This is a genomic window from Mucilaginibacter sp. UYCu711 (assembly GCF_050433825.1).
Lineage (GTDB): Bacteria > Bacteroidota > Bacteroidia > Sphingobacteriales > Sphingobacteriaceae > Mucilaginibacter.
This window is the reverse complement of the sequence record NZ_JBNPWM010000002.1, coordinates 432956-458215: the sequence shown is the minus strand read 5'-3', so window position 1 is coordinate 458215 and position 25260 is coordinate 432956. Positions and strand designations below refer to the sequence as shown.

The 25260-nt window shown below is 42.4% G+C and carries 17 protein-coding genes; 9 read left to right on the top strand and 8 right to left on the bottom strand.

Annotated features, from left to right (window positions below; all coding sequences use genetic code 11):
• Window positions 1–178 precede the first annotated feature (178 nt).
• The 5 genes from ABIB50_RS06025 to ABIB50_RS06005 all read left to right on the top strand — a co-directional run bounded on the left by ABIB50_RS06025 (window position 179) and on the right by ABIB50_RS06005 (window position 4873).
• A complete protein-coding gene (locus ABIB50_RS06025) occupies window positions 179–589 on the top strand; it encodes a plasmid mobilization protein (RefSeq protein WP_429378104.1) in 411 nt (136 codons plus the stop codon).
• Complete coding sequence (locus tag ABIB50_RS06020; RefSeq protein ID WP_429378102.1) at window positions 556–1800, top strand: relaxase/mobilization nuclease domain-containing protein; 1245 nt, start codon at window positions 556–558, stop codon at window positions 1798–1800. Before ABIB50_RS06025 ends, ABIB50_RS06020 begins: the two co-directional genes overlap by 34 nt.
• Before the next feature lie 10 nt (window positions 1801–1810).
• Entirely contained in the window at window positions 1811–3766 is a 1956-nt protein-coding gene (gene mobC / locus ABIB50_RS06015; RefSeq protein ID WP_429378101.1) for a conjugal transfer protein MobC, read from the top strand.
• A gap of 341 nt (window positions 3767–4107) precedes the next feature.
• A complete protein-coding gene (locus ABIB50_RS06010; RefSeq protein WP_428327902.1) occupies window positions 4108–4566 on the top strand; it encodes a MauE/DoxX family redox-associated membrane protein in 459 nt (152 codons plus the stop codon).
• A gap of 4 nt (window positions 4567–4570) precedes the next feature.
• Window positions 4571–4873 (top strand): hypothetical protein, encoded by a 303-nt coding sequence (locus ABIB50_RS06005; protein WP_429378098.1) that lies wholly within the window; start codon window positions 4571–4573, stop codon window positions 4871–4873.
• Between the two features lie 41 nt (window positions 4874–4914).
• On the opposite strand, the gene ABIB50_RS06000 is transcribed toward ABIB50_RS06005, so the two are convergent.
• The 4 genes from ABIB50_RS06000 to ABIB50_RS05985 all read right to left on the bottom strand — a co-directional run bounded on the left by ABIB50_RS06000 (window position 4915) and on the right by ABIB50_RS05985 (window position 12575).
• The gene (locus tag ABIB50_RS06000) at window positions 4915–6372 is read right to left on the bottom strand and encodes a TlpA family protein disulfide reductase (RefSeq protein WP_429378096.1); all 1458 of its coding nucleotides are present in this window, start codon (window positions 6370–6372) and stop codon (window positions 4915–4917) included.
• A gap of 14 nt (window positions 6373–6386) precedes the next feature.
• The gene (locus ABIB50_RS05995) at window positions 6387–7772 is read right to left on the bottom strand and encodes a RagB/SusD family nutrient uptake outer membrane protein (protein WP_429378095.1); all 1386 of its coding nucleotides are present in this window, start codon (window positions 7770–7772) and stop codon (window positions 6387–6389) included.
• 9 nt (window positions 7773–7781) lie between these two features.
• The gene (locus ABIB50_RS05990; protein ID WP_429378094.1) at window positions 7782–11297 is read right to left on the bottom strand and encodes a SusC/RagA family TonB-linked outer membrane protein; all 3516 of its coding nucleotides are present in this window, start codon (window positions 11295–11297) and stop codon (window positions 7782–7784) included.
• A gap of 162 nt (window positions 11298–11459) precedes the next feature.
• Window positions 11460–12575: a FecR family protein gene (locus tag ABIB50_RS05985; RefSeq protein WP_429378092.1), complete on the bottom strand. Its 1116-nt coding sequence runs from the start codon at window positions 12573–12575 to the stop codon at window positions 11460–11462.
• A 247-nt stretch (window positions 12576–12822) separates the two neighbouring features.
• Between ABIB50_RS05985 and ABIB50_RS05980 the strand changes: the two genes are divergently transcribed.
• The gene (locus ABIB50_RS05980; protein ID WP_429378090.1) at window positions 12823–13512 is read left to right on the top strand and encodes a hypothetical protein; all 690 of its coding nucleotides are present in this window, start codon (window positions 12823–12825) and stop codon (window positions 13510–13512) included.
• A gap of 103 nt (window positions 13513–13615) precedes the next feature.
• On the opposite strand, the gene ABIB50_RS05975 is transcribed toward ABIB50_RS05980, so the two are convergent.
• Together ABIB50_RS05975 and ABIB50_RS05970 are read right to left on the bottom strand one after the other, a co-directional pair.
• Window positions 13616–18304, bottom strand: a complete 4689-nt coding sequence (locus tag ABIB50_RS05975) for a sacsin N-terminal ATP-binding-like domain-containing protein (RefSeq protein ID WP_429378088.1) — start codon at window positions 18302–18304, stop codon at window positions 13616–13618.
• An 89-nt stretch (window positions 18305–18393) separates the two neighbouring features.
• Window positions 18394–18963, bottom strand: coding sequence for an RNA polymerase sigma factor (locus ABIB50_RS05970; protein WP_429378086.1), 570 nt, complete (start codon window positions 18961–18963; stop codon window positions 18394–18396).
• 415 nt (window positions 18964–19378) lie between these two features.
• Here ABIB50_RS05970 and ABIB50_RS05965 point away from each other — a divergent pair, with 415 nt between their 5' ends.
• Complete coding sequence (locus tag ABIB50_RS05965; protein ID WP_429378084.1) at window positions 19379–19666, top strand: helix-turn-helix domain-containing protein; 288 nt, start codon at window positions 19379–19381, stop codon at window positions 19664–19666.
• A 25-nt stretch (window positions 19667–19691) separates the two neighbouring features.
• Here ABIB50_RS05965 and ABIB50_RS05960 read toward each other — a convergent pair whose 3' ends face one another.
• The gene (locus tag ABIB50_RS05960; protein ID WP_429378082.1) at window positions 19692–20501 is read right to left on the bottom strand and encodes an SOS response-associated peptidase; all 810 of its coding nucleotides are present in this window, start codon (window positions 20499–20501) and stop codon (window positions 19692–19694) included.
• 3 nt (window positions 20502–20504) lie between these two features.
• Window positions 20505–20993 carry a hypothetical protein gene (locus tag ABIB50_RS05955; protein WP_429378080.1) on the bottom strand — a complete coding sequence of 163 codons (489 nt, stop codon included), beginning with the start codon at window positions 20991–20993 and terminating at the stop codon, window positions 20505–20507.
• A 145-nt stretch (window positions 20994–21138) separates the two neighbouring features.
• Between ABIB50_RS05955 and dinB the strand changes: the two genes are divergently transcribed.
• Both dinB and dnaE read left to right on the top strand, forming a co-directional pair.
• Window positions 21139–22296, top strand: coding sequence for a DNA polymerase IV (gene dinB, locus ABIB50_RS05950; RefSeq protein ID WP_429378079.1), 1158 nt, complete (start codon window positions 21139–21141; stop codon window positions 22294–22296).
• 5 nt (window positions 22297–22301) lie between these two features.
• The gene (gene dnaE / locus ABIB50_RS05945; RefSeq protein WP_429378077.1) at window positions 22302–25244 is read left to right on the top strand and encodes a DNA polymerase III subunit alpha; all 2943 of its coding nucleotides are present in this window, start codon (window positions 22302–22304) and stop codon (window positions 25242–25244) included.
• The last annotated feature ends 16 nt before the right edge of the window (window positions 25245–25260 follow it).

Genomic DNA, 25260 nt, shown 5'->3' with positions numbered 1-25260 from the left:
TATTTAATAATGGAGGATTTGACAAGGGTTGAAGACCTGTCGGAGGACTTAAACTGCTGTCTTTTTGCAGTTAGCAAGATGTACGTTTGTACCACAAACGGATCTTGCCCTTCCCTCCGAAGTCGGTTCGGGGCCATAGTCAAACCCTCCGAAGTCGGTTTGATTAAATTAATATAATATGGAAGCAGAAAACGAAAACCGTTCAAAATGGATAAAGGTTCGTTTAAAACCAAGCGAAGAAATCTTGCTAAATAAACGCTTTAAAAAATCCACTTTTCAAAATGTAAGTGAGTTTGGAAGGGCGATGATATTGGGTAAACCGGTTACGATCATCCACCGCGACAAATCAATGGATGAAGTTTTGGAGGAACTGATCTTACTCCGGCGGGAATTAAACATTATCGGCAATAACTTGAACCAGGCGGTTAGGAATATCAACAGTGCTCATGGGTTTCCCGATACCCGGTTATGGATGAACCTCCTAACCATTATCAATGGAAAGCTGGAGCCTTCGATAACTCAAATCAAGGAGCGAATGAACAAATATGCTGATCTATGGTCGCAAAAATTAAAAGTGGAAAAAGCCTGATAGGGGCTTTGAACTATAACGAAAACAAAGTTAAGGCCGGAAAAGCAACGCTGATCGCGGCGAGCGGCTATATGAAAAACCACGAAGCGCTATCGTTTTTTGATAAGCTTTTTAGACTAACCGATCTGGCCGAAAGAAATATAAGGACTAAAACAAACACTGTACACCTTTCCCTAAATTTCGATGTAAGTGAGCATATGAATAAAGACCGGCTGGTGGCGATAGCTGATGATTATATGAAACGGATCGGGTTTGAGTTTCAGCCTTCCTTGGTCTACCAACACGTTGATGCGGGGCATCCGCATATTCATATTGTCACCACAAATATCCAGGCTGACGGTAAGAGGATCAGCCTCAACAATATCGGCAAATTAGTATCCGAGCCCGCCCGTAAAGCCATCGAAATTGATTTTGGATTGGTAAGGGCAAGTGACAAGAAGAAAGAAGAGATACAAAAACTGGATATCAAACCATTTGAATATGGGGCTGCAGACACTAAAAGGGGAATAACTAATATTGTTAACGAGGTCACCAAATCCTATAAGTTCACCAGCTTACCGGAATTGAACGCTATCCTGAACTTATACAACGTATCGGCAGATAAGGGTACAAAAGAATCGGTCATGTTCAATAAAGGCGGGTTACGCTATTGGGCTCTCGACAAAAATGGCAATAAGATCGGGGTACCTATTAAGGCCAGCAGCATTTACACAAAGCCGATCTTGAAATTATTGGAAGATAGGTTCTCCTTAAATGACTTTTTAAGGAAGCCATTTAAGGAGAACCTAAAGGCTCGGATTGATAAAGTCAGGTCGCAGGCAATTTCACTGGAGCAATTTAAAAATAATTTGAATAAGAATAATGTAACGGTTATCGTAAGACAAAATAGTGAGGGCAGAATTTATGGTCTAAGCTACATCGACCAGGTAAATAAGGCCATTTTCAATGGCAGCGACCTTGGTAAGAATTATAGTGCTGCTTCTATTATTGAATCATTGCAATATAAACCAACCGGTAATGTAGCAACGTCTGCGGATAACATAGCTAAAAAAGCTACAAGTGCATCGCCAAACCAGGATCAACCATTTATAAAACAGCGGGCGAATGGATTATTAGATGAATTGCTGAATCCGCTCGACCCAAACGACACTTTGCCAAACCAATTCGGCCCGAAGAAAAAAAGGAAAAAACGCAGAAAATTAAATCTCTAAAATTAAACTTATGCAAACCGGAGAAAACGAACAGGCATTAAGAAAGATCATCGACTTTACCAGGTTTTTAGGAATCCTTATCTTGATCTTACACTTCTATTTTAGCTGCTATGGCGCGTTCAGTGAAATGCACCTCAGCTATCCTATCGTGAATAGGATACTGGTAAATATTTACAAGTTCTCCATTTTCAAAAGTATGTTGATCGCCAAATCGGTCGCCATCATATTCCTGATCGTTTCCCTGATCGGGACTAAAGGAAAAAAAGATGAGAAGATTAATTTATCGACCGGTGTGACCTATTCGCTATTGGGACTCGTGCTGTATTATACAAGTGGCATTTTATTTAAACTACAGGTTTCTTATCTTTTAATAGCAAGCTTGTACATTTCGGTAACGACTACCGGTTTTTTGTTTTTCTTAACTGGGGTAAGTATGATGTACCGCATCATCAATGTCAACCTGAACAAGGATATATTCAATGATGAAAATGAAACCTTTCCGCAGGAGGAACGCAAACTGGAAAACGAATATTCCATTAATCTCCCCGCGAAATACTATTTGAAAAGAAAGGAACGGAATAGCTGGATCAATATCATCAATCCCTTTCGCGGTTCATTGGTCATGGGTACTCCCGGAGCCGGTAAGTCTTATTTTGTTATTCGGCACATCATTACCCAGCATATTAAAAAAGGGTTCACCATGTTCCTTTACGATTTTAAATATGATGACCTGAGCCGGATCGCTTATAACACTTTATTAAATAATAGCACGGTTTATAAAGTCAAGCCGAAATTCTATGTAATTAATTTTGAAGACCTCAACAGGTCGCATCGCTGTAACCCTCTCGACCCGGCCAGTATGTGGGATATCACGGATGCGATGGAGTCGTCAAGGACATTCATGCTGGGTTTGAACAGGGAATGGATCAAAAAGCAAGGTGACTTTTTTGTTGAATCACCGATAAACTTTGTAACCGCCTTGATCTGGTTCCTTAAAAAATATGAAGGAGGTATCTTTTGCACCTTACCCCACGCGATAGAACTGGCGCAAGTCGAATATAAGTTCTTGTTTGCGTTATTGAGAACAGAACCTGAAATAGAAGTATTGATCAACCCCTTTATTTCCGCTTGGCAAAATGAGGCCTACGACCAACTGGAGGGCCAGATCGCCAGCGCTAAGATCAGTATGGCCCGGCTGGTATCTCCATCACTCTATTATGTGCTTTCGGGTAATGACTTTTCATTAGACCTCAATAATCCGCTTGATCCGAAGATCATCTGTATGGGAAACAACCCTTTAAAGCAGCAGGTCTATGGCGCGGTATTAAGCCTCTACATTTCCCGCACTATTAAATTGGTCAATCAGAAAAACAAGCTAAAATGCAACCTGATCTTTGATGAGTTCCCTACGATATACTTTAATAATATTGACAGTTTGATCGCGACCGCGCGCTCCAATAAAGTAGCCACTACTTTAGCGGTACAGGATTATAGCCAGTTGAAAAAGGATTATGGCCGGGAGCAGGCGGAGGTGATCATGAATATTGTGGGTAATATTTTATCGGGGCAGGTTACCGGAGATACAGCCAAGCAGTTAAGCGAGCGGTTCGGTAAGATCATGCAGGAGCGTCAGAGCATCACCATCAATAGCCAGGACACGTCGATAAGCAAATCAACACAATTAGAGTTTGCAGTACCAGCATCCAAGATCGCAACCTTGTCATCAGGAGAGTTTGTAGGTTTGGTTGCCGATGATCCGGATAATAAAATTGATCTGAAAGTATTTCATAACGAAATTATCAACGACCACCAGGCGATAAAAGATGAGGAGGGCGCTTATAAAGAATTGCCGGTAGTCCGGCAGATCGACAGCGATATGATCATGGCCAATTATCTTAATATCAAAAAGGATATCGATTCGATCATCCAAAAAGAACTTACGCCGAAAGAAACGGCAGGCGAATAAATTACAACCATGGGGAGTAAAGGGTTGTATATTATTTTATCAGGAACTCTATAAAATCGAACATGGTTTATTAGCGCATAGAATATATTAGGGAGTCCTGTCATTTATTTAAAATTAATGCCCCTTTTTATTGCTACCCTTTTGCTACTGTTTTGAGGTTCTTATAAGCGGTTACTTTGATTTATAAATTAATCATTAACCGCTTGCTCCCCGGAGCAAGAAAAAAAGAAAGGAGTTGAGTGGCAAACAGGAAATTTCAATTTGGCGGGTTACGCGCCCTCCGGTAACTGTAGTTACCTTTTATTCAGATGACAACACCTCTATGTTCTATGGAAAATGTAATGAGTAAGAAAGTAGTATTTCAGAATAGTGGGATTTTAAAAGAATCGTTAGTCATTGCCTTGCGTTTTACCTGTATGGCTTTGTTTATTTACACCGCATACGCCAAAATAATTGACCACGAACGTTTTTTAAATGGTCTTTTAAGAGTGCACATCATCAATGGACTTGCCGTGTACGTTTCTTATATGGTGCCAATATTCGAGATCATTATTGCTTTGTTAATTCTTATCCCTCAAACGGCAAGACTTGGGCTATATGCTTTTGTTGGTCTGATGGCCATATTCACAGGCTACATAGTCAGCGTCTTGATTTGGGAACAGAAGCTTCCATGTCATTGTGGAGGTGCCATCGAAAAACTAAGCTGGAGCCAGCACATCTGGTTTAATCTCGCATATATTTTAGCTGCCTTATTTGCGCTCTGGCTGATAAAAACAAAAAAATATATCTTAAAAAATTAAAGAAATGAGAAACTTCAAACAAATAGCTTTTGGCCTAATGATAGGTGCTTTAGCAATCGGATTCAGTGCGTTTACTAACGCAAAAAATGTGAACAAGGCAAAATTTGCAACCGTGTATTACGGATTAAACCATGCAGGTACAACTTACACCAGGGAGGTAGCTGACCCGTCAGACGATTGTACCGCACAATCTAACCTAAAAGATTGCACAATTAGCTATCCATCCGACCAGGGTGCAAGCTTTTCCGCAAGCAGTATACCCGCAGGTTCAACATCAGTAAGCGGCCCAGGTTGGGTTAACCCATAATATATATTTAATGGAACGGTGTGTTAAGCACCGTTCCATTTTTATAGATTTTTTTCGATCAAGGTAATAAAATTCTTTCTGCTGGAATCCGTCAATGGTTTTTCAGGGTTTGCTGAAATAACTTTCCCATCTTTTCCTATAATAAGCAAATTTGGATAAGAGGTATATTGATAATATTTCAATAAAGGATGTTGCTCCCCAAGTCCCCCGGTCCAAGCGTAAATAGATTTCTTTAATCCATAATGGCCCGTTCTGACGCCTTTGATGAAATCTTCAAAACTATGGGCTACTCCATCAAAACTAACAAATATGATATCGTTTTTACCACTGAAATACTCTTCTATAGGGCGCATTGCATTGGAAAGTTCGACACAATGCACACACCCATTGTAGTAAGTGTCTAAGACTACGATCTTGCCCTTTAGATCATTCAACCGGAGCCTTTTGGTACTCGATGTTTCCAGATCAAAATTAAAAGCCCTTGCACCTATTCCTTTTGCTGTTTTGACTCTTTCGATAATCGCCCGGTTATCGCTATCCCTAACTAGGCCAATGGCTTCGTCAAACGATTGTATGGCTTCAGGGCTACGCTTTAACATTTGAAGAAAGCAATAAGGCAACACTTCATCCCTGATTGCGCCCTCGTACTCAGTTTTTAAATTATTGTAAACCAAATTAAATGGTGGGCGATATTGCCGGCTTCTTATCGATGCGACTATTCCATTCAAATAAAAAAGGTAATGGGTATAAACGAATGCGTTTTTAATCAGAAAGGGATCGGATGGCTGTAAACCATTTTGTTGTGTAATTTGATAATTGATCTCTTGTTTTACGTAAGCACTGTAGGCGGTATCTGATAGGTATTCAAACTTATAGATATTTGAAACATAATCCCAGTTTACTGCACTTGTTAGATTTAAACGGATTATATCCTTAATGGAATCGTGATCAATATTTTTATCCCTATTTAGGCTATCAAGTGCGATAGCTAAAATTTTATTGGTCCGTTTTTTATAACTGACCATCATGTTTTGCCATTTATCTTCCTTCGTCCAATTTTTTTGGTCAATAAGGAGCAGCCTCCACGCCCAATGCTGGTAATTTAATTTATCAGCACCTTTTCCGGTAAACCGCACTTTTTGAGGGCTTTCAACTTCCATTCCAATTTCATCCCCTCTTTGTATTATAAAATAGCCGTCGTTTATAGAATTTAAACTGCCTTTCTGTAAGCTGAAATAACCAACCGGGCCTTTCAATTCAATGGTCACTGAAAATGAACCATTTTTAATATTTAATGGTATTATTTGGGCATTGGATGGGTCTTCCTGGTTGTAATGATCATAGTAAGTGATGAAGGGCTGGTCATCGTGAAAGTATGTCTCAATATAAGACTTGGAAATATGCCCGCTTATTTTTACACTCTCTGCAAAGCACACGTTTGGAATGGCACAATATAAAAGGCTGCAAAGGGCCAACATTTGATATATTTTTTTTTTCATGGTCTTGGTAATAATTATCTGTTATTTTGTTCAATGCCGCTAAGCGCAATCTCATCGGAGGGTATCGGGAAGGTATATAAGGGCGAATTCGGAGACAAGGTGTAGGTAACACCGTTTAGGATTCGCTGTAAAATAATGTTTGCCCCGTCTCTATTCAGTCTTTTAATATCTGACCATCTTAAAGCGCGCCAAACAAGTTCTTTACGCCGCTCCAATAACACCATTGAGAGTGCAGCGGCAGGTGTGGATGCAACAAGCGGCGTAAATGATGAGGCTGAGAGCCGGTTCACCAACAGCTTATTTAACGCGTTAACGGCGGTTTGCGGATCGTTTAGCCTGGCTGCACACTCTGCACTTACCAACAAAACTTCGTCCACTGCAAGTCCTGTAAAAGCATAAAATCCACCGCCAACGTAACCCCGCTTTACATTAAAATTACCGAATGTATTTTTCGCGAAAAAGATGGAAGAGCGTAAATCGCCATTTGAATAGAGTGCAAGGAGATTGGGGTCAACACCGATCGTAGAGATTGAAGTACCATAGCCTGTTGTCAAAGTATAAGCAATTTCCTGGCTGGAATAAAAAATTGTCTCATCCGAACTGTAAGAAAATGGGGTAGCCGAGGTTTTACTGATTTTGTTATAATCTATGAGTTTATTATAGATCGCTAAACTTGAATTTGCTGCCTTTCCGGCTTCTACATAATTGCCCATATACAAGTAAACTCTTGCCAGCATGGCAAAGGCCGCACACTTTGATGGTCGGTTTCTATTCAGCGTTGAAAAGTCTTCGCGTAATAGAACAGTGGCTTGTTGTAAGTCGGCAATGATCAGATCAAACGTTTGCTTTAAATTGGATCTTTGCAATGTCACATCAATACCGGATGATGTTCTTAAAGGTAAGCCAAGGTCCGTTGACGCGGAAGTTTGGTTATACACGGAGCAAAAGCCCTTCGCGAGATCATAAAACGCATAGCATCGGAAGAACAAAGCCTCGCCTTTGATATTATTATAATCAGCCTGGTTTGAGTTTGTTTGATCAATTTGTTTAATTCCGTCCAATACACTGTTAGCATAGAACACGCCTTTATATGGTTGATTCCAATCAAGTATATTGATCTCACCCCCATATAAGTCTTTCGCCCATAAATAAGCCCCTTTATAAGTTTGTTGGTCCAAAGCGTCAAAACTGGCTTTATCCTTGATAAAATACTCGTCAGATGACATTTGGGATAAGGCCCCGGTAGTGTTAAGGGATCTGAAATTATCTAAAAGCAGTTGATAATCATTTAGTGACATTGGATTAACGATGCTTGAATTAGGCTTGGCATCTAAAAAGCTTTTTTTACAGGACGGCAATATGATTGCAACACAGAGTAAAATTCTTATGGCATTTTTCATAATGTTTAATTAAAAGTTTGTTGAAAGGCCTATTGAAAGACTTTTAGGGTTAACATAGCTGGAATAAACAAAATCGGGGTCAGTTGTCTGCTTGGTAGCTTTCCAAAGTATTCCAACGTTGGTCAAATAGGCATAGATTTGGAGATTTCTAAAAATCGGATTTCCTGCTAATGACCGGAAATGATAAGCCAGGCGAACATCCTGAAGTCGAATATTATCTGCTTTCTCGACAAGAACACTTGCCCCCTGGAAAAACCCATCTTGGGCATTATTCGCCGGGTACGATAATGCCGGGATATTGGTACGTGACTCGTCTCCCGGATTCTGCCATCTTTTGTCATAATCGGCAGCCAGGAAGCCATAGCTTCCGAAGCTGTTACTTCCGGAAAAAACGTTAGGCCTGCGGAAGTAATAATCGAACTTATAGGTTATATTAAAGGAAAGATCAAACTCCTGATATGAAAAGGTATTTCTGAATGATCCATAAAAAAGCGGGGTTGCTGACCCGTTGTACACCAGATTGGAAAGATCGGTGGAATTCTGAATTGCTGCATAATCTTCACTGATTACCCCATTTAACATTCCCTGTGGCCTGCCCTGATTGTCAAGGCCCTTATAAGAGTAGCTGAATATCGCATTGTAAGGGTACCCTTCTACCGGATTGACATAGTTGCCGTTAATTATCTGAGCATTATTACCCTGCTTTACTTTATAATTGGTAATGATATCCTTACTATAGCTGAACAACAAACTGCTGTTCCATTTCATTTTAGAATCACTTACACTATTTTTATTTAAAATTAAATCGATCCCTGAAGTCTTGGTATCAGCAGAATTCCCTTTAAACTGTACAATTCCTGTTTGCGGTGCAATAGGGCTATTCCCAATCAGGTCAATTCCGTTTTTTATATAATAGTCGATGCTACCGGAAAACAAATTCTTCTTACTCACAAAGTCGAGTCCGAAATTGACATTTCGATCTTTTTCCCATCTCAAGGAGGGGTTAGGTGGATTAATGATCGCATTGTAAGCGTTATTCCAATAATTGGTCCCTGAGTTTTGAGCGGTAAGATACGCGGACGTTGTCTTGTCGACATTTCCGTTATAGCCATATGTTGCCCGTAATTTCAAGACAGGGATGAGATCGAAATGATAGAATTTCTCTTTACTTAAATTCCACAGGAACCCTGTTGACCATAATGGTACTCCTTTTTGATTTGACTTTACACCGAAGATATTTGACTCGTCACGCCTTGCGCTGGCTGACACTGTATATAATCCGTTATAGGTATATGAGCCATTAAAGAATGCTGACCGAATACGGTCAACGGAATAATTCTGTTGAGCACCATAAGGGATTCTATTTGACCCAAAGCCATAGTATTGTGGGAAATAGGTTAAAAAGTCAACAGGTACCGAGGAATCATCGGAAGTGTTAAACCCATAAAGAGTATTTGAAACTGACGTTGCTTGATAATCTTTTGTTTCGACCCCGGCCAGTGCATTTAATTCATGTCGTTTTCCGATTTTTTTTACATAGTTAATCTGACCTCTTACATAATTTGAGGTGTAGCTGTTATTACCTATGTTTTCTATTGCACCAAGAGGGACGGGCCTTGTTACTGTACCTGTTGACAGATCTATATGACTGAAGGAATTAATAAGATTCCTGGTATAATAAGAATCGCCATCATGTAGTAGCGTATTTTGATTTAGGCCTTTTTCATACTGATAGTTTATTAGGAAGTCCAAGCCTTTTACAATTTTATATTTCAAATTGGCATTTAACTTATAGTCAGTTAATGTCGTTGAATTATTGCTGGTGTTCTCGTCCAGCGGCCTGTATTTCCAATCCAGTAGCTTTCCCGTTCCGGTGGTATCCGTATATTGTTTTCTTAGCCCCCCGGTTTGTACTATAGAGAGATGATTCCCGTTTGCGTCCACGAGTTGTTCATATGGGTAAAGTGGATTAGTATAGGCATCGTGGTTTGTATTTGTTTTGCTTGTAGTAAGCATTATAGCTGCGGACAATTGCAGCCGGTTGTCAAGCAATTGATAAGTACTGTTTGCATTTAACGTAAACCTGTCATAGCTATTTGCTACGATATTAGTTAGATTCTTGTCGTAACCTGCCGAAAGGTAATAGCTATGCGTATCACTGGCACCATCAATGCTAATGGCATATTGTTGATTAACAGCCCTACGGTAAATGTATCTTTCGACATCTTTTCTAATATCGTAGGTCTTCAATTTATTCACAGAACTTGCGGAGTCCAATGCGGATATCTGTCCGTTTCGCTTTTGAAGAAATATCGCTAAAGCAGGAGAGATTGCACTGTATCCATCACTTATTGTGTTGTCGTAATATCCCCGACGGAACAGATACTGTTCCATATCTATAAAGTCAGACGAACTTATTTGAGGCTGATAGCCTAAATCAACCTTGCCTGTAACCGTCGTATTCGCATTAAAACTTATATGTGGCGTTTTTGATCGCTTACCTTTCTTGGTTGTAATTACAATTACGCCATTGCCTGCCCTAACGCCCCATATACTTGCCGCCGCTGCATCTTTTAAAATCGAAATGCTTTCGATGTCGTTCGGGTTTATATTATTCAGGTCGCCTTCATAGGGGAAATTATCGAGCACAATTAATGGGTCAGGATTTGAAAAAATAGTACTCCGGCCTCTGATACTGATAGCTGGATTATTTCCGTTACCAAGACTTTTATTAAATAGCAGACCACTGGCAACGCCATCCAACCTGTCGAGTATATTTGTACTAACTCTTCGTGTTACTAATGTACTGTCTATATGAACGAAACTTCCTGTCGCTCTTTCCTTTGGGATTGTCTGGTAGCCTGTTGAAACAATTGTAACTGCGTTTAATTTGGAAGCCGAAGTATGCAACATAATCCGTTGAAACGGTTGATCCGCTTTGACTTTAAAGGAAGCTGCATCGAAACCGATAAATGAAACTTCTATTTCGTCTCCATCTTCTGCATTGATTGTAAACACGCCTTGAGAATCGGTTACAGTAGCCTTAGCTGTACCTTTGATTTTTATTGTTGCACCAGGCAATACAGCGCCTGTGGTATCGGTTACCTTACCTGTTATGATAACAGGGTTACTTAAAGTCCCCTTAATTTTATTTAAGGGTGTCCCTTCCTTTTTCGACACCACCACCATTTTTTCCTGTATCACAAAACTTAAAGGCTGTTCGGTAAATATTCTATCCAAAGCGGATTTTAATTCTTCATTTTGGATATTGATCGTAACCAACCGGGCCTTCTTTAAATTCTCGGTTGATACCAGGAAATCGTAACCGGTCTGGTCGCTGATCTTTTCAAAGATTTTATTCAATGGGGTGTTCTTTTCGGTCAGGCTGATCTTTTGAGCAAAAGTGCTGGCACTCACCTGGAGAATTGCGGTAATTAAAATGATCGTCGTCAGCTTCATAACCAACAGGATATTAGGAGCGCAGCCAAGCGGCTGCACCAATTTTTTTGAGTAAAAATTGTACATTTGTTTGAGCATGGTTTATGCGTTGCGCCTATTCATTTTCCAAGATGCGAGGGGCGCTTCGCTGTTCATTAATAATTTAATTATTGTTAATTGGTCCGAGCTTAAAGCCAGGTCGCCGAGTTTCGGTTCCCTGGCTTTGTAATTAACTAACTGATCTTGTTTTTACTTCAATACGGTGACCCTCCTTCCTTCCACTTTAAAATGAACTGTTTGGGTTGCTTCCAGGGCTTTTAATACCTGGCTGATGTTCTTGAAGCGGGATATTTTCCCGTTCAGGCCATCTTTAGAAACATCGGGGACATATTGAACGTCGATGTTATACCAACGGGAAAGCTTTCGCATAATGCTTTGGATGCTTTCATCATTAAAGCGGAAATAGCCATTTTTCCAGGCCAGGGCTTCTTCTATATCCGCTTCTTTTACATGAAGGGCATCCTTTTCTAATACAGCCTGCTGACCCGGTATTAGGAATTTGGTATCGCCTGTACGGGTTGATACCTTTACGCGACCTTCGGCTAACGTTGTTTTAACAGCAGGTTCGTCCGGATACGAATTAATATTGAAATGGGTGCCCAAAACCGTTACACTCTGCTGATCCGTTTTTACGATAAAGGGATGCAACTTGTCTTTTGCCACTTCAAAATAAGCCTCGCCGCTTAATTGAACGGTCCTTTCTTTTTGGTCTTTAAAGGTGGATGGGTAAGTAAGAACGGATGCTGAATTGAGCCATACTTTACTGCCGTCAGGTAAGGTTAGCTGCCATTGTCCTCCCTTGGGTGTTGAAATATTGTTGGTCTGAGTTTCAGTTGCTCCGGTTGGTTCGGCAGTGGGTTGGTAAGTGATCTGTCCGCTGCCCGTTTTGATGATCTGTATGCCTGATTGATTGGCAAGTTTGCCATTAACCGCATTGGTTAAATTGATCTTCTTCCCGTTGGAAAGCGTAAGTGTAGCCGTATTGGTACCCGGAGCGATATCAGGTTTATAGGCCGTGTTTTTAGGAGGCTGGTACTGAAAGGAAAGCCGGAGTGTAACCGTCAGGATAATTCCGATAAGGATCGCTGCCGCTGCCAGTCTTACGCCGATCTTCCTGAATAAAGTATGGTTTCCCGGAAGCTCCCTGAGGATATTATTGCCTATCGCTTTGATCCGCTTAGTCGTGATATCCAGATCATGCTCATTGAATTGCAGGTACCAAGCCTCTAACAAAGCCTTTTCTTCTTCGGTGCATTTGCCTTCGTGGTACTTTTTAAAGAGGTTTTTTAATTCTTGTTTTCTCATAGCTTCGCTGGGAAATGCTGTAAAACACTATGACGGGACAGCTTGGGTAAAAAGGAACTCTAAATAAAAATTTATTTATTTCAGAAAAGTGATTGTTTGGGTAGTTTTCTGCACTAGCTCATTCTGACTAATGTTTAAATTCGCGAAAATGGATTATTGAGCAAATCTGCCGTCTGCTTTCTAACCCGTCTGGTTTGTTTTCGGTTAGATATATAATTTTAGAGGTTTTAAACTAATCAACGCTTAAATGGAAATTAATGATTCACTTGTCCCGGTTGTTATTAAAGAGATAGAGCAGTTGGCCGATGAATACCGCGCGAATCAGGGAATGATCCTTACTGAAGATGATCTAAAATGTCAGCTGTTCGCGCGTTTGAAACCACTTTTTCCGGCTAATCTTCCAACGATTAACAAAGATGTATTCGGTTCTGCTATACATACTGAAGTCAAATTTTATGATGAGAATCAGGAGCTTACTCTGATTCCTGATATTACAATACTTGATACCCGGCACTTAAGTATTTTTCACGGCGTAGAATTTGGTGTTGAAACCACTCAAAGTTCCGGTTATGGCAAACTGCCTCGAAAGGAATATGAAGCCGGGGGAAATATGCTAATTATTGAACTCAAGTTTTGCCGTAATAGGAATGGCATTACTGACGGCGACCATTTACGTTTCCAGTCGGACATCAGTAAGATTTTTAAATTACAAAATATTGTTCGTCAGCGTAGCAACAGTCATAATAAGCTATACGGACTCTTTGTTCTTTTTAATAAGACAGATATTGGCGGCAAAAAATTCAAACAACAAAAAAAAGATGAGGAATTTACACCGGACTTTAATATCATATATCAAAGTGGAAATGTTGATTTTTCCGAGCGTCAAGTTAGGGATAGCGATAAAGGATATCAACTTGAAAGACATTCATGGTGTTGACAACTGAGGTTGTTTACTTTGAAAATGCCTACGGGCCTGGGCTGCTCGCTGTGTATCCTATAGAAGTATGCCAGTATAATTCATATTTATCATTATTCTTTGATCATGGGTCTGCAACATCAAATAGGATCCTCAATGTATCATAAACCGCAGTATATCGCCCGTTATGCAAGAGGGTTTCGCCTGGCGCGATATAAAAGGGGTTACCCAGATCTACGATCTCACGATGATCATTATCCAGTGCATGACGCACAAAGACCAGGTGATAGCTTAATTTTTTATCACGGGCGAAATCAACTTCCTGTTTTGAAATAAAAAATGCGTTGTCTCCGCCGGTGGTACCCTTGACCTCAATGTATTGGGGATCACCATCATCGCTATTGTAGGTCATGTCGTAGCGTTTGTCGTCTCTTCCTTCCCGATTAATTCCTGCGGTAGCGGCATTAGCAGATATCCAGTCCAAATCATGCGCTTTTTTAGCGAGCAACATTTGGTAAACCATGTATTCGGCGACCAAGCCTGTCATGGCATTGTTTTGCTGGCTGAGGTCAGCGTCAAAACGTTTTCCGTTTCCACCACCGCCTTTGTTGGTATTATTGGGTGCTGCTGGTGCCTGTCCACCAGGCACAGGCACAGAAACCGTGCCAGCAGTACCGATCGTTGCGCCCGCCAGGTTTTGATACCTAGATAAATCAACGCCTCCGGGATCCCGGGTGGATTGGCCGCCACCTTGGTGCCGTAAATTCTGGAGCCACAGGATGTAGCGGTTAGCAATCTCTTGAATATGGCCGAAATAAAGCAGGCTGCGTTCTTTATTAAATAGCAGGTAACGGTTCAGCTCCGTCAGATCAGCTTTGCGGCCGTTCAAAAGCGTAGTTAGCGTTTTGAAATTTTGGTTGTAAACGCCCGCAATAAAGCCCGCGGCGTTTTTATTTTTAATAAACGCGAATTTTAATTTGGGAAAAAGTCTAATTACATATTGCTTTAACAAACGTTGAATATCGGCCTGGAGACCATCCGTTCCGTTATAAACGGCCCGGTCATAATCCAGCAGCAGCTGCGCAAATCGTTCCTGGTCTTTTTCCGCACCCTTTTGCAGATAATGGAAAAGATCGTACTCATAGGTGGCCTTCAGCGATTGGCGATAAGCGTCAAAACGTTGCTGATGATACAGGAAAAATGAAACAGGCAGCATGCTGCGCTGGCGAAAGGTCTCAAAACTGACCTTTAATGATTTGATTAGTTTGGCTAAAAGCGGGATATTGCTGCCCGCGCTGAGGTTGCTGATATCAGCTGCGGCATCAAATTCAAGGATATCTGCTTCATCGATGTGGAGGCGTCCGGCGAGTTGAGAAAGTTCTTGTTCCGGTGCCGACCAATCCATAGGGCTAATGCCGGGCCGGATCCTGCAAACAGCATCCCAGAACGACTGCCTTTCATTAAGGACCAAGTCCTGCAATAGTTCGGAAATTTCTTCAATGCGGTAAGCATCTACATGGTTTCGTTTGAGATAGCCTTTGCCATCAGGCGAAAGGAAAAAATCCTGTAAACTATTTTCATAGGCCTGGAAATCTTTGTCCTGAAGTTCGTTGACAATGCTGCAAACCAGCCCGGCAAAAAACTGATATTCCATCCCGGCTAAAGGCTCAGTGACGAGTATTGTCAACGCTTTTTTGGCATTAGTGACTTTATAATGCGGGTTGTAGCTGTCCAGAAGCTGGGCCTGGTGGTAGAATTCAACTGTAAGCGACCGGCATTTACTAACCTGCAGTGCAGAAAGTTGTTTGGCGGTGCTGTTATTAACCAACATGGTCTCGGACTTCACTTCCAATAAAGCCAAGCATTCAGGAAGGCTCCTGACATAGACGGTTAAAGGAATTTCTTGCTCAACTTCATAGGGCTGCAGTTGCTCTTCGATTTGCTCACGGTAGTTGACGCCAATCCTGCGGGCCATCTGGCCGAAGCGCGTTTTGTCCATGAGGGTGAACTGTGGTTGTATAACCTGCTGCACAGCCACAGGATAGGCTTCAAAAGCAATACGGTTCTCGACAAAGTAAACTTGGCTTCCTTTTGCCCAACCGAAGCTTTCTTCGTAATCATTGCGGCATAGAAAAATACTGGATTTGAATTTGGTGATCTCTGTATCCCGCTCCGGAGCGCCGGAGGCATACAGATCGAAAAGCTTGTTCAGGATCACATGGTACGCCTTCCTGAAGAGCTCGGGCATCCGGCCGACATCCGGGTAAAGCCGGTTGACCATGGCAAGCATCCGCCGGAAACTGAGGAAATCAGGTTGATCCAAATGATGTGCTCGGGTGTCGCGGACAAAGCGATCGTGGCGGTAATAATCCAGCTGCAGCACGCGGAAATAATTGCGCAGCTGGGTGATGCGTTGCCCTTTGTCACCTGGACCGGCGAAGAGTACATCGCGAAGCTGACCTGGCCCTTGCTCTGTGACAAGCCAGACTTGGGTCACAATGTATTCAAAAAAACTGCTGGATTTGAAGATCAGTTCAAGTGGATATGGCAGAGGGCCTGACCGCTGCGATTGGTAGCGGATACGTAAACCATCGGTTTCTTCGGTGATACGCCGGTAACCCTCCCAGTTTTCTATTATGGACTGCGAGAACCAGGCATTAGGCGCTGCAGGTTGATCTATGAGCCAGTCGCCACTGATATCGTAAAACGGTGTTGTTTTATAGATAGCGGCATGAGTTTCTTCATAGGGTTGTTCTCCGGGATATACCTTTCTGCTGCCTTCGCGGAAATACATGGCAGGTATTTGCCATACGCCAAGCTTGGCCAGGCCACTGGCAAGATTATCTGCAGACAGGTAATCGTTTTGAAGCGCCCGCATATTGACAAACCGCCCATTAGGATAAGTCGTTCGAGTGTCAGTTGTGTCCAAGTAAACTGGATTGGTCAATGCAGATATCCATTCTGTTCTGCCGGCGGAGATGACTGGAACACGGATGTTTCGGCGGATAAGACCCGTAAGTGAACTGCCTGAAGAAAGAAGGGCCACCACTATGTCGCGGTATGGGGGCTTGCTAAGTTCATAAAGCTCGAGGAGCCGGCGCACCAAGGCATCCCTGCCAAATTCGGTAAAACCCAGTCTATCTTGTATTTCCCTGGAGTAACTGTTTCTGACTTTCGGGTGTGCAATATGAATATGGCGCAAGATGGTCTTGCTCAGGTGGATGCCTTCGCTACGTTCCATACCGTTAAAGACATAATCGCTTCCTTTAAATAAACGGAATTCCTCGTCGATTAAAACATTGTACTCGCGGAGGTTAATATCCCTGCGGAGCGCGACGTAGCTATAGAGATCAACGAAATATTCCACATTTTTTAATCGGGCTTGTCGCGCGCATTCCGCTTCAATATACTGAAGAATATGCTGAGGTTCCAACACGTCTACATCAAACTCATCAATCAACCAATCGGAAACGTGGTCATCTTCGATGTACACCAGTGTCTTGTTGTTCAGCTTGTTGCCAGGAAATAGTTTCCGGTCTGCATCTGCTGCAATCATAACCTGATCGGCGCGGAGTGATTTCCGGCTTTCATGGTCGTAAATGAAGGCTTGCGGCATCAACTGCGATACCAATTCATCATAAAGCAGATCGAGTATAGGCTCGTCGGGGTTCCGGGTGAAAGCCAAAAAATTAAGAACATTGCCCGCATGGTCTTTTTTAAAAGCCCTAAACCAATCTCCGCCAAGATAACGGCCAATCTCTTTGGCGATGAATTCGTTCAGCGGGCCGGGCCTCAGTGCGGTGCGCTGGGGATCAACGACAAAATGGCTGTGTATAATGAACGGGAATCCAGAAGTGATTCGTAGCGGGAAATAAAGATACAATTTGCAATCTGGTATTTGCATCAGGTGATTTTTCTCATCACTACGGAGCGCAACGGAGATATCTACATAAGGGTCTTTGCCATATACTGCTTCTTCTTTTGCCGACAGTTGGGAAAGGATATCAGCGGATATGCGCGCTTTATTACCTGGTTTGAAAACTTTGTAAGCGTAGGCCTTCCCGTTAAGCGCTACTTCTATCTTATGCGCCGGTTTTGGGGTAATATCGAAAACAATATTTTTTCCGGGAGAAATAAAGGTGATCTTTTTGATGCTGCCAAGTAGTAAGACAGTACTGCGTAATATCTTTTTGCTGAATGCTTCTTCAATAGCAGCGGCAGTGACGCCTCTTTTTAACGGAAGATCAACGCGGGTAACCATCCCGGCGTCGCGTTCAGCAACACTGAGTCTTTCGGCGTCGTAATGCGGCAGGAAAAACAAAGGCAAGTCTTCCGCAGACTTAAAGCGTTCGGACAATAGCGCATATGAACGTTGCCGGTCAAATACGATGGTGCCATAAGCGGTGACAATTCTGGGCTGGTTGGTGACATCTTGTACACTTTTAAATCCGATGCCTTTAAATCCTATGAATTCACCGCTTTCTTTGGAACTGGCACCAATAAGCGTTACGCCCCGGATGCCTTCCTCATTAAACGGCATGCCGTTATTTGTGATACTAAGGCATTTATCAGTGAGGTTGATTAATATTTCGCCCTGGACATTCGCTGCCTTTGCGGCATCCCGGGCATTTTGGATCAGTTCGAAAAGATACCGGTCCGTGTAGGCCTCCTGAAGATAATGTTCTGAATGAGCTTGGTTTTCAAGGCCGTCGTCGGAATCGCTATGGCGCTTCAGCCAAAGCTGGTTAATGATCTCTGCGAGATCAACGGTTTCTAAAATTCCAGATCCTGCAATTATACTTTCTTCAATCACGACAAGAGGTTATAGAGGCTCAAGATAAGTAAAAAATCATACATTGATGTCGCGGTCAAGCGCCTCTTGCGGCGTTTTCCGTCGCCCTGTTAAAATAAAAACAGCAATAACGAACTAAGCCGTGTGCGCAGCAACCGTAAGGCATTGTTAAGTTGCTTTGATACATTGTTTTCTGTCGTGTCCAGCCCTTGTGCGATCTCTTTGTGGGATAGCTGTTGCTTCCTGCTCATTTCAAGGATCAGCTTCATTTTTGGTGGCAATTTTTCGATCTGCTTGTCAATATAGACTTGAAATTGAGCTTCCCGTACCCGGCTATCTGTAGAAACGACTGGTTTTGCCGAAAAAAATTCCTGCAGGGACTCCAGGTGTTTTTGCTTTACCTGCTCATGGGCGAACAGGTCAAATATATTGTTTCTTACGGCCGTAAATAGATAACCTGCGAGGTTTGACTGTGGTAAATTGAAATCCCTTTTAAACCAAAGGTTGGCGAATACATCCTGAACAATATCCTTTGCTTGTTCTTCGTCACGGAGTTTTTTATAAGCATTTACGTAGGTTAGGTAAAAGTAACGATGGTAAATTTCATTGTAGGCGGAGTGGTCAGACTCTTTTAAGAGGTTGATAAGTTCACTATCCGAAATCTTTTTGTAATCAAGCATCGACCCACAATTTCGTTAAAATGATGAGCCGATGGATAGCAGGATAACCGAAAGAAATAGGGCACGGTAACTTGCAATCCTTTACCGCCTGGCTCTTAGTAAGCCTACCACACCTTACGGTACGGCTCCAAGTAAAGACATAAGCAAGCACCGTACCCTATCACTTGTATAGGGAACAGATGCTGTACTTACCTCGCTTGGAATTTACTAAGATTTGGCGGCGAAGCTCGTTATAGCAGTGCTCTATTATTATTTTTTGAGTACTGCAAATGTAATAATCTTCATGTATTATACAGGCTGATCACGTTCTATCCGATTGCAATAACCTTATACATCAATAACAAACCTAAACATTTACACATAATATTCCAAATTTGGAATAATAAAAGACGGGTTTTTGAACTCATTTTGTTTCATGCCCAAACAGTATATAGATGTAGAATCATTACAAAAAATTCGCGCTACGCTATGGGCTATTTCTCAAGACACCGGCATTACGTTAGAAGATATTCAAGACAGAACCGATTTCAGTTATAGCCAAGTATATAGAATAGTAAGGGGAAAGAATAATGTATCAGTAAGCCACATTATTGCGGTATGTCAAGCCTTGGAAATTCAGCCGTCGGTTGTATTTAATTTTGAGGTAGCTATTCCTAAACATTCCCCGTTAAGAAAAGAGCTAAAGGCGAAAAGCAAAACATAATTATTCGGGCGCAAATTATCAAGCATTAAAATAAAGATGACTGGTCGGTTTCAGTTAGTGGTGAATCCGTTCCAAACAAAGGCAATTTGCCACCCCAATCATAATACGCGTCGCGCTCTTTTCCCTCTGGCTGCTCTTTGCCGCCACGAATAGAAAACACCGGGTGAGAAGTGATCTCATCTGATGGAATACTGTAATTGAAAATTTCGGTCATGTCGTCATCGCTCAGATCATCCAAAACCCAGGCATGTTCCATTTCGGGCGTAACGAATAATGGCATCCGGTGTTTGTTTTCACCATCATTGTGTATCCAGGCCATCTTTTCATTCGCCCCACGGGTGATCATAGTAAAAGAAGCAAAGGAAAATATTTCGCCCGTTGACTGGTCCACTTCCTGGCTGACCTGATAAAGCGCCGGCACATAAAATCCATGACGACCGGCAATACTGATATGGTAAGGTATTTTATTTTTAAAGCCTTTGACTTTTTGATGTTCATAAATTCCTGTAACAGGAATCAGGCAACGATTTTTTCGTAATCTATACCAATAGGATTTCTTGTCATCAATAATTCGTTCCGACCTCGCGTTGACCATATTTCGTCGTTGTATCTCCCGCTGCTTGGGATCGTCAATGTATGTAGGGACAACGCCCCAACTCATATTGGCCAGTACCAAAGCATTGCGGTTAACCACAATAGGGTGCGTTGGCAGTATTTCGCAGGTTACATGAACCATCTTTTCCGGGTAATGTGCCAAGCTTGGAGCCAGTTTGATTCCCTGAAAGTCGTTGGTCACAATTTGAATTTCTGAATGAAAGCTGATATCTCTGCACATAAGCTATTTGATCATATCGTAAAAAAAGGCCGTATGGCTTTGCTCACCCGAGGTGATCTCCGCTTTTAAACGACCGTGCTCAACAAATATACGTACATCATAGTGATCTTCCTTTTTCATGCTGATATAATGGATATATGCAGAAACGTTTTTCACATAAGCTTTTTGTAGCCGTTTTTCATGACGGACATCTATCGTTTTATTGAAGAACATCGTAACGCCGGATTCGTTTTTTAAAAGCGTAACAACCGTTTGGTACTGGTTTAGGTCCAGCAGGTTTTGTGCTTTACCCTCGTTAGGCCTTAATTCCTGTTCATGCCAGCGCGCTTCCTGCTCATCCGCGTAAGCAGATAATAAAAAGGTCTTTTGAAGGGGCTGGCCCGGCCATTGAAAACGCTGAATAACGACATAAGGTTTACCTGCACCCATCAATTTCTTCAGGGTGTCTTCCTTAATGCGCAGAAATGGATTATAATACAAGCTATCAGTCATTTAGCCCGGCTCTAAAATTATTTTCAAATATAAACAAAATGCTAATATTTTTAGTATTAGTTTTGTTATCCGTTTTCTGAACGAATAAAAGCAAAATACGACAATGATTAAACACTGATCTTTTTAATAACAAATCCGAGGCATAATGAGCGCAGACCGCCAGATCATCCACATGGACCAGGACGCATTTTTTGTATCCGTTGAAGTCCGTAAAAATCCACAATTAACAGGCAAACCGGTCATCATCGGCAGTCTGTCGGATCGTGGTGTGGTGGCTTCGTGCAGTTATGAAGCACGAAAGTTTGGTGTTTATTCCGCTATGCCCGCCCGAATGGCGCGGATGCTATGTCCTCATGCCATCTGGGTAAGGGGAAACATGGACGAGTATTCCAAAGCTTCCCATGAGATCACCGAAATTTTGAAGGAAAATGTGCCGCTCATCGAAAAAGCCAGCATCGATGAACATTATATCGACATGACCGGAATGGACAAGCATTTTGGCACCCTGCTTTATGCTAAAGAGTTACGGGCTAAAGTCATGCGGGAAACATCTCTGCCTATCTCGTTTGGGCTTTCCGTCAATAAAACGGTTTCCAAAATGGCTACTAACGAATGTAAACCTAACGGCGAACTGAATATTGAAAAGGCGGTTGTACAACCCTTTTTAAATCCTTTATCCATCCGCAAAATTCCCGGTATAGGCGACAAAACCTTTGTCAAGCTGAGCGACATGGGCATTAAGCGGATCTATGAACTTTCGCAGGTGCATCCTGAATACATGAATAGCATATTGGGGAAGAACGGTATCTGGTTGCTACAAAAAGCGAAAGGCATCGATGATTCGCCGATCATTCCCTACCGGGAACAAAAGTCCATCGGCAGGCAAACTACTTTCAATAACGATAGTATCGACCTCATCTCTATCAATTATTTGCTGACCTCTATGGTCATGGAGCTTGCTTTCGAATTGCGTCAGAAAAAAAAGCAAACCGCCTGTGTTACCGTAACCGTTCGTTATTCTACGCACGAAGATGTAACTAAGCAAGCCAGCATTTCCTACACCGCGCTGGACGGCCCGTTGATCAAAAAGGTAAAAGACCTTTTCAAACTTGCCTATCAAAAAAGGCTATTGATCCGCTTAGTAGGCGTTCGCTTATCTAACCTCGTCAACGGTTTTGAGCAGATCGACCTTTATTCAGAATCTGAAGAACAGTATAGCTTATGCCAGGCCATGGATAAGATTCGCCGTCGCTTTGGCCCTGATTCCATCAAACTGGCTTCCGGTATCAATCTCAATCTTTAAGTATCATGTACCTGAATGTTCACTCCCAATATAGCCTCCGTTATGGCACTATGTCGATCCCGGCATTGGTGGAGGAAGCTATTGCCTGCGGTGTAACTCAAATGGTACTGACCGATATTAACAACTCCACTGGAATCATGGAGTTCATGCGCGAGTGCGATGAAAAAGGTGTTAAGCCCATCGCCGGGATGGAATTCAGGCGGGATAAGCGCCTGCTCTACTTTGGCATCGCCCGCAATAAAGAAGGCATGAAGGAATTGAATGATTTCCTGACGGAGCATAATCTGGAAAAAAAGCCCTTACCTGATCTCGCGCCGGCATTTGTAAATGCTTTTATCGTTTATCCTTACGGGCATGACGAGCCGCTGAAAGAAAACGAATACCTTGGCATCCGTTATAGCCAGCTTAATAGCTTATTTAACAAGGACCTTAGCGCAATCAAAGAAAAACTGCTGGCTTTGCAGCCGGTCTTTGTCGCTGATAAAATTGAATACCGCTTACATGAATACCTGCGGGGGATTGATCTGAACGTGGTACTGACAGAAGTTGCCGCTGAAGATAAATGCGCATCGACTGATAAATTCCTGGCACCCGGCCAACTGGAAGCAAAGTTTTCCAGATACGGATTTATATTGGACAACACACGTAACCTGATGAACCGCTGCATAATGGATTATCCCAAAGGAAGGATTAATTTAAACCGTAGAACGTTTACTGGCAACAAGAAAAATGACCGCGAACTTTTGGAAAAACTGGCGGTTAGCGGTATGGAGTATCGTTATGGTAAATCCAATAAGGAAGCCCAAAAACGAGTAAAACATGAATTGAAAGTCATTTATGAACTTGACTTTTGCGCTTATTTCCTGATTACCTGGGATATCATCCGCTACTCCAGTTCGCAGGGTTATTACCATGTGGGCCGGGGTTCGGGCGCGAACAGCATTGTCGCCTATTGTTTGAAAATAACGGATGTTGACCCAATTGAATTGGACCTGTATTTTGAAAGGTTCCTGAACGCGCAGCGCACTTCACCGCCCGATTTCGATATTGATTATTCCTGGGATGAACGCGAAGATGTGCAGGATTATATTTTTAAGCGTTACGGTAGTCAGCATACCGCCTTGCTGGGTACGATGTCCACATTTAAGGACCGCAGCATTATCCGGGAGATCGGTAAGGTCATGGGCTTGCCTAAGTCCGAGATCGACGGCTTCACTGACCAGACGCGGGCAGCGGTTAATCAAAACAACGATACATTCAGAAAGATCGTGGCCATTCATGAACGCATGGCCAATATGCCGAACCAGCGCTCTATCCATGCCGGTGGCGTACTGATCACCGAAGAACCGATCACTTATTATACGGCGCTTGACCTGCCGCCGAAGGGAATGGCAACGGTACAATGGGATATGTATGAAGCCGAAAAGATCGGTTTTGATAAATATGATATTCTAAGTCAACGGGGTATTGGCCATATTAAGATGGCGGTAAAGTTGGTGGAAGAAAACCAGCAACGCAAAATCGATATCCATCAGGTCAAAAACTTCATGAAAGACCCGGCAGTCAATGCCAATTTAAAAATTGGGAATACCAAAGGTTGCTTTTATATCGAATCACCGGCGATGATCCAGCTAAACCGCAAACTGGGTTGCGATAGTTACCTCATACTGGTCGCCGCCAGTTCCATCATCCGGCCCGGCGTGGCCAGTTCGGGAATGATGGGAACTTATATCAAATATCATCATGAGCCGGATACGGTGAAATACCTTCACCCGGTCATGGAAGAAATATTAAAGGAAACCTACGGCGTCATGGTTTACCAAGAAGATGTGATCAAGGTTTGTATCCATTTTGCCGGGATGGATGGGACAGATGCCGATATCTTAAGGCGGGGAATGAGCGGTAAATACCGGTCTAAAAAAGAATTTGAAAGGTTGGTGGAAAGATTTCATCAGGAGGCTATTGCTTTGGGCCGTCCGGAGGATGCGGTCAAGGAAGTATGGCGACAGGTATCTTCATTTGCGGGTTACAGTTTTTCCAAAGCGCATTCTGCCAGCTTCGCCGTGGAAAGCTACCAAAGCCTTTACCTGAAAACCTATTTCCCACGGGAATTTATGGTGGCGGTATTAAACAATTACGGGGGATTTTATGACCGGGCGCTATATGTGCAGGAGTTGCAGCGATCAGGGGGGATCGTACATCTGCCCTGTGTAAATAACAGCGAAAGCATTGTCAATATTATTGGTGTAGATGTTTACCTCGGCTTTGTAGGTATCCACGGTTTGAATGAAAGATTCATTGAACTGATCCCTGAAGAACGCAGGCAGAACGGGCTTTACCAAAGCCTGGAGGATTTTGTGAAAAGAACAGGGATGGGTCTGGAGCACTCGATTACCCTTATCCGGGTAGGTGCACTTCGGTTTACCGGGAAAAGTAAAAAGGAATTATTGTGGGCCATACATCTTTTGCTGGGAGCCAAAGCTAAACCCAATAATGTTGCGGAACTATTTTGCCTGGAGGCAAAAAACTATTCCCTGCCAGTATTGGTCAATACCCAATTGGAAAATGCTTACCATGAATTGGAATTACTCGGCTTTCCCCTTAGTATGACCATGTTCGACTTGTTGCAGACCGATTATCGCGGCGAAATTGGTGCCAATGACTTGATCAACCATGTGGGACAGGTCGTAAAAATGGTCGGACAGTATATATGTGAGAAAACAGTGCACACCAAAAACAATCAGAGAATGTGGTTCGGCAATTTTCTGGACGTCGAAGGCAATACTTTTGATACCGTACATTTTCCAAACAGAACACCGGCTTATCCTTTTCGGGGAACGGGCTGTTATTTAATTCTCGGTAAGGTAGTCGCAGAGTTTGGGTTTGCCAGTTTGGAAGTACTGAAATTTGCAAAGTTGCCTATCTTACCTAATCCTGTAATTTCTTAACCACAATATTATGGAT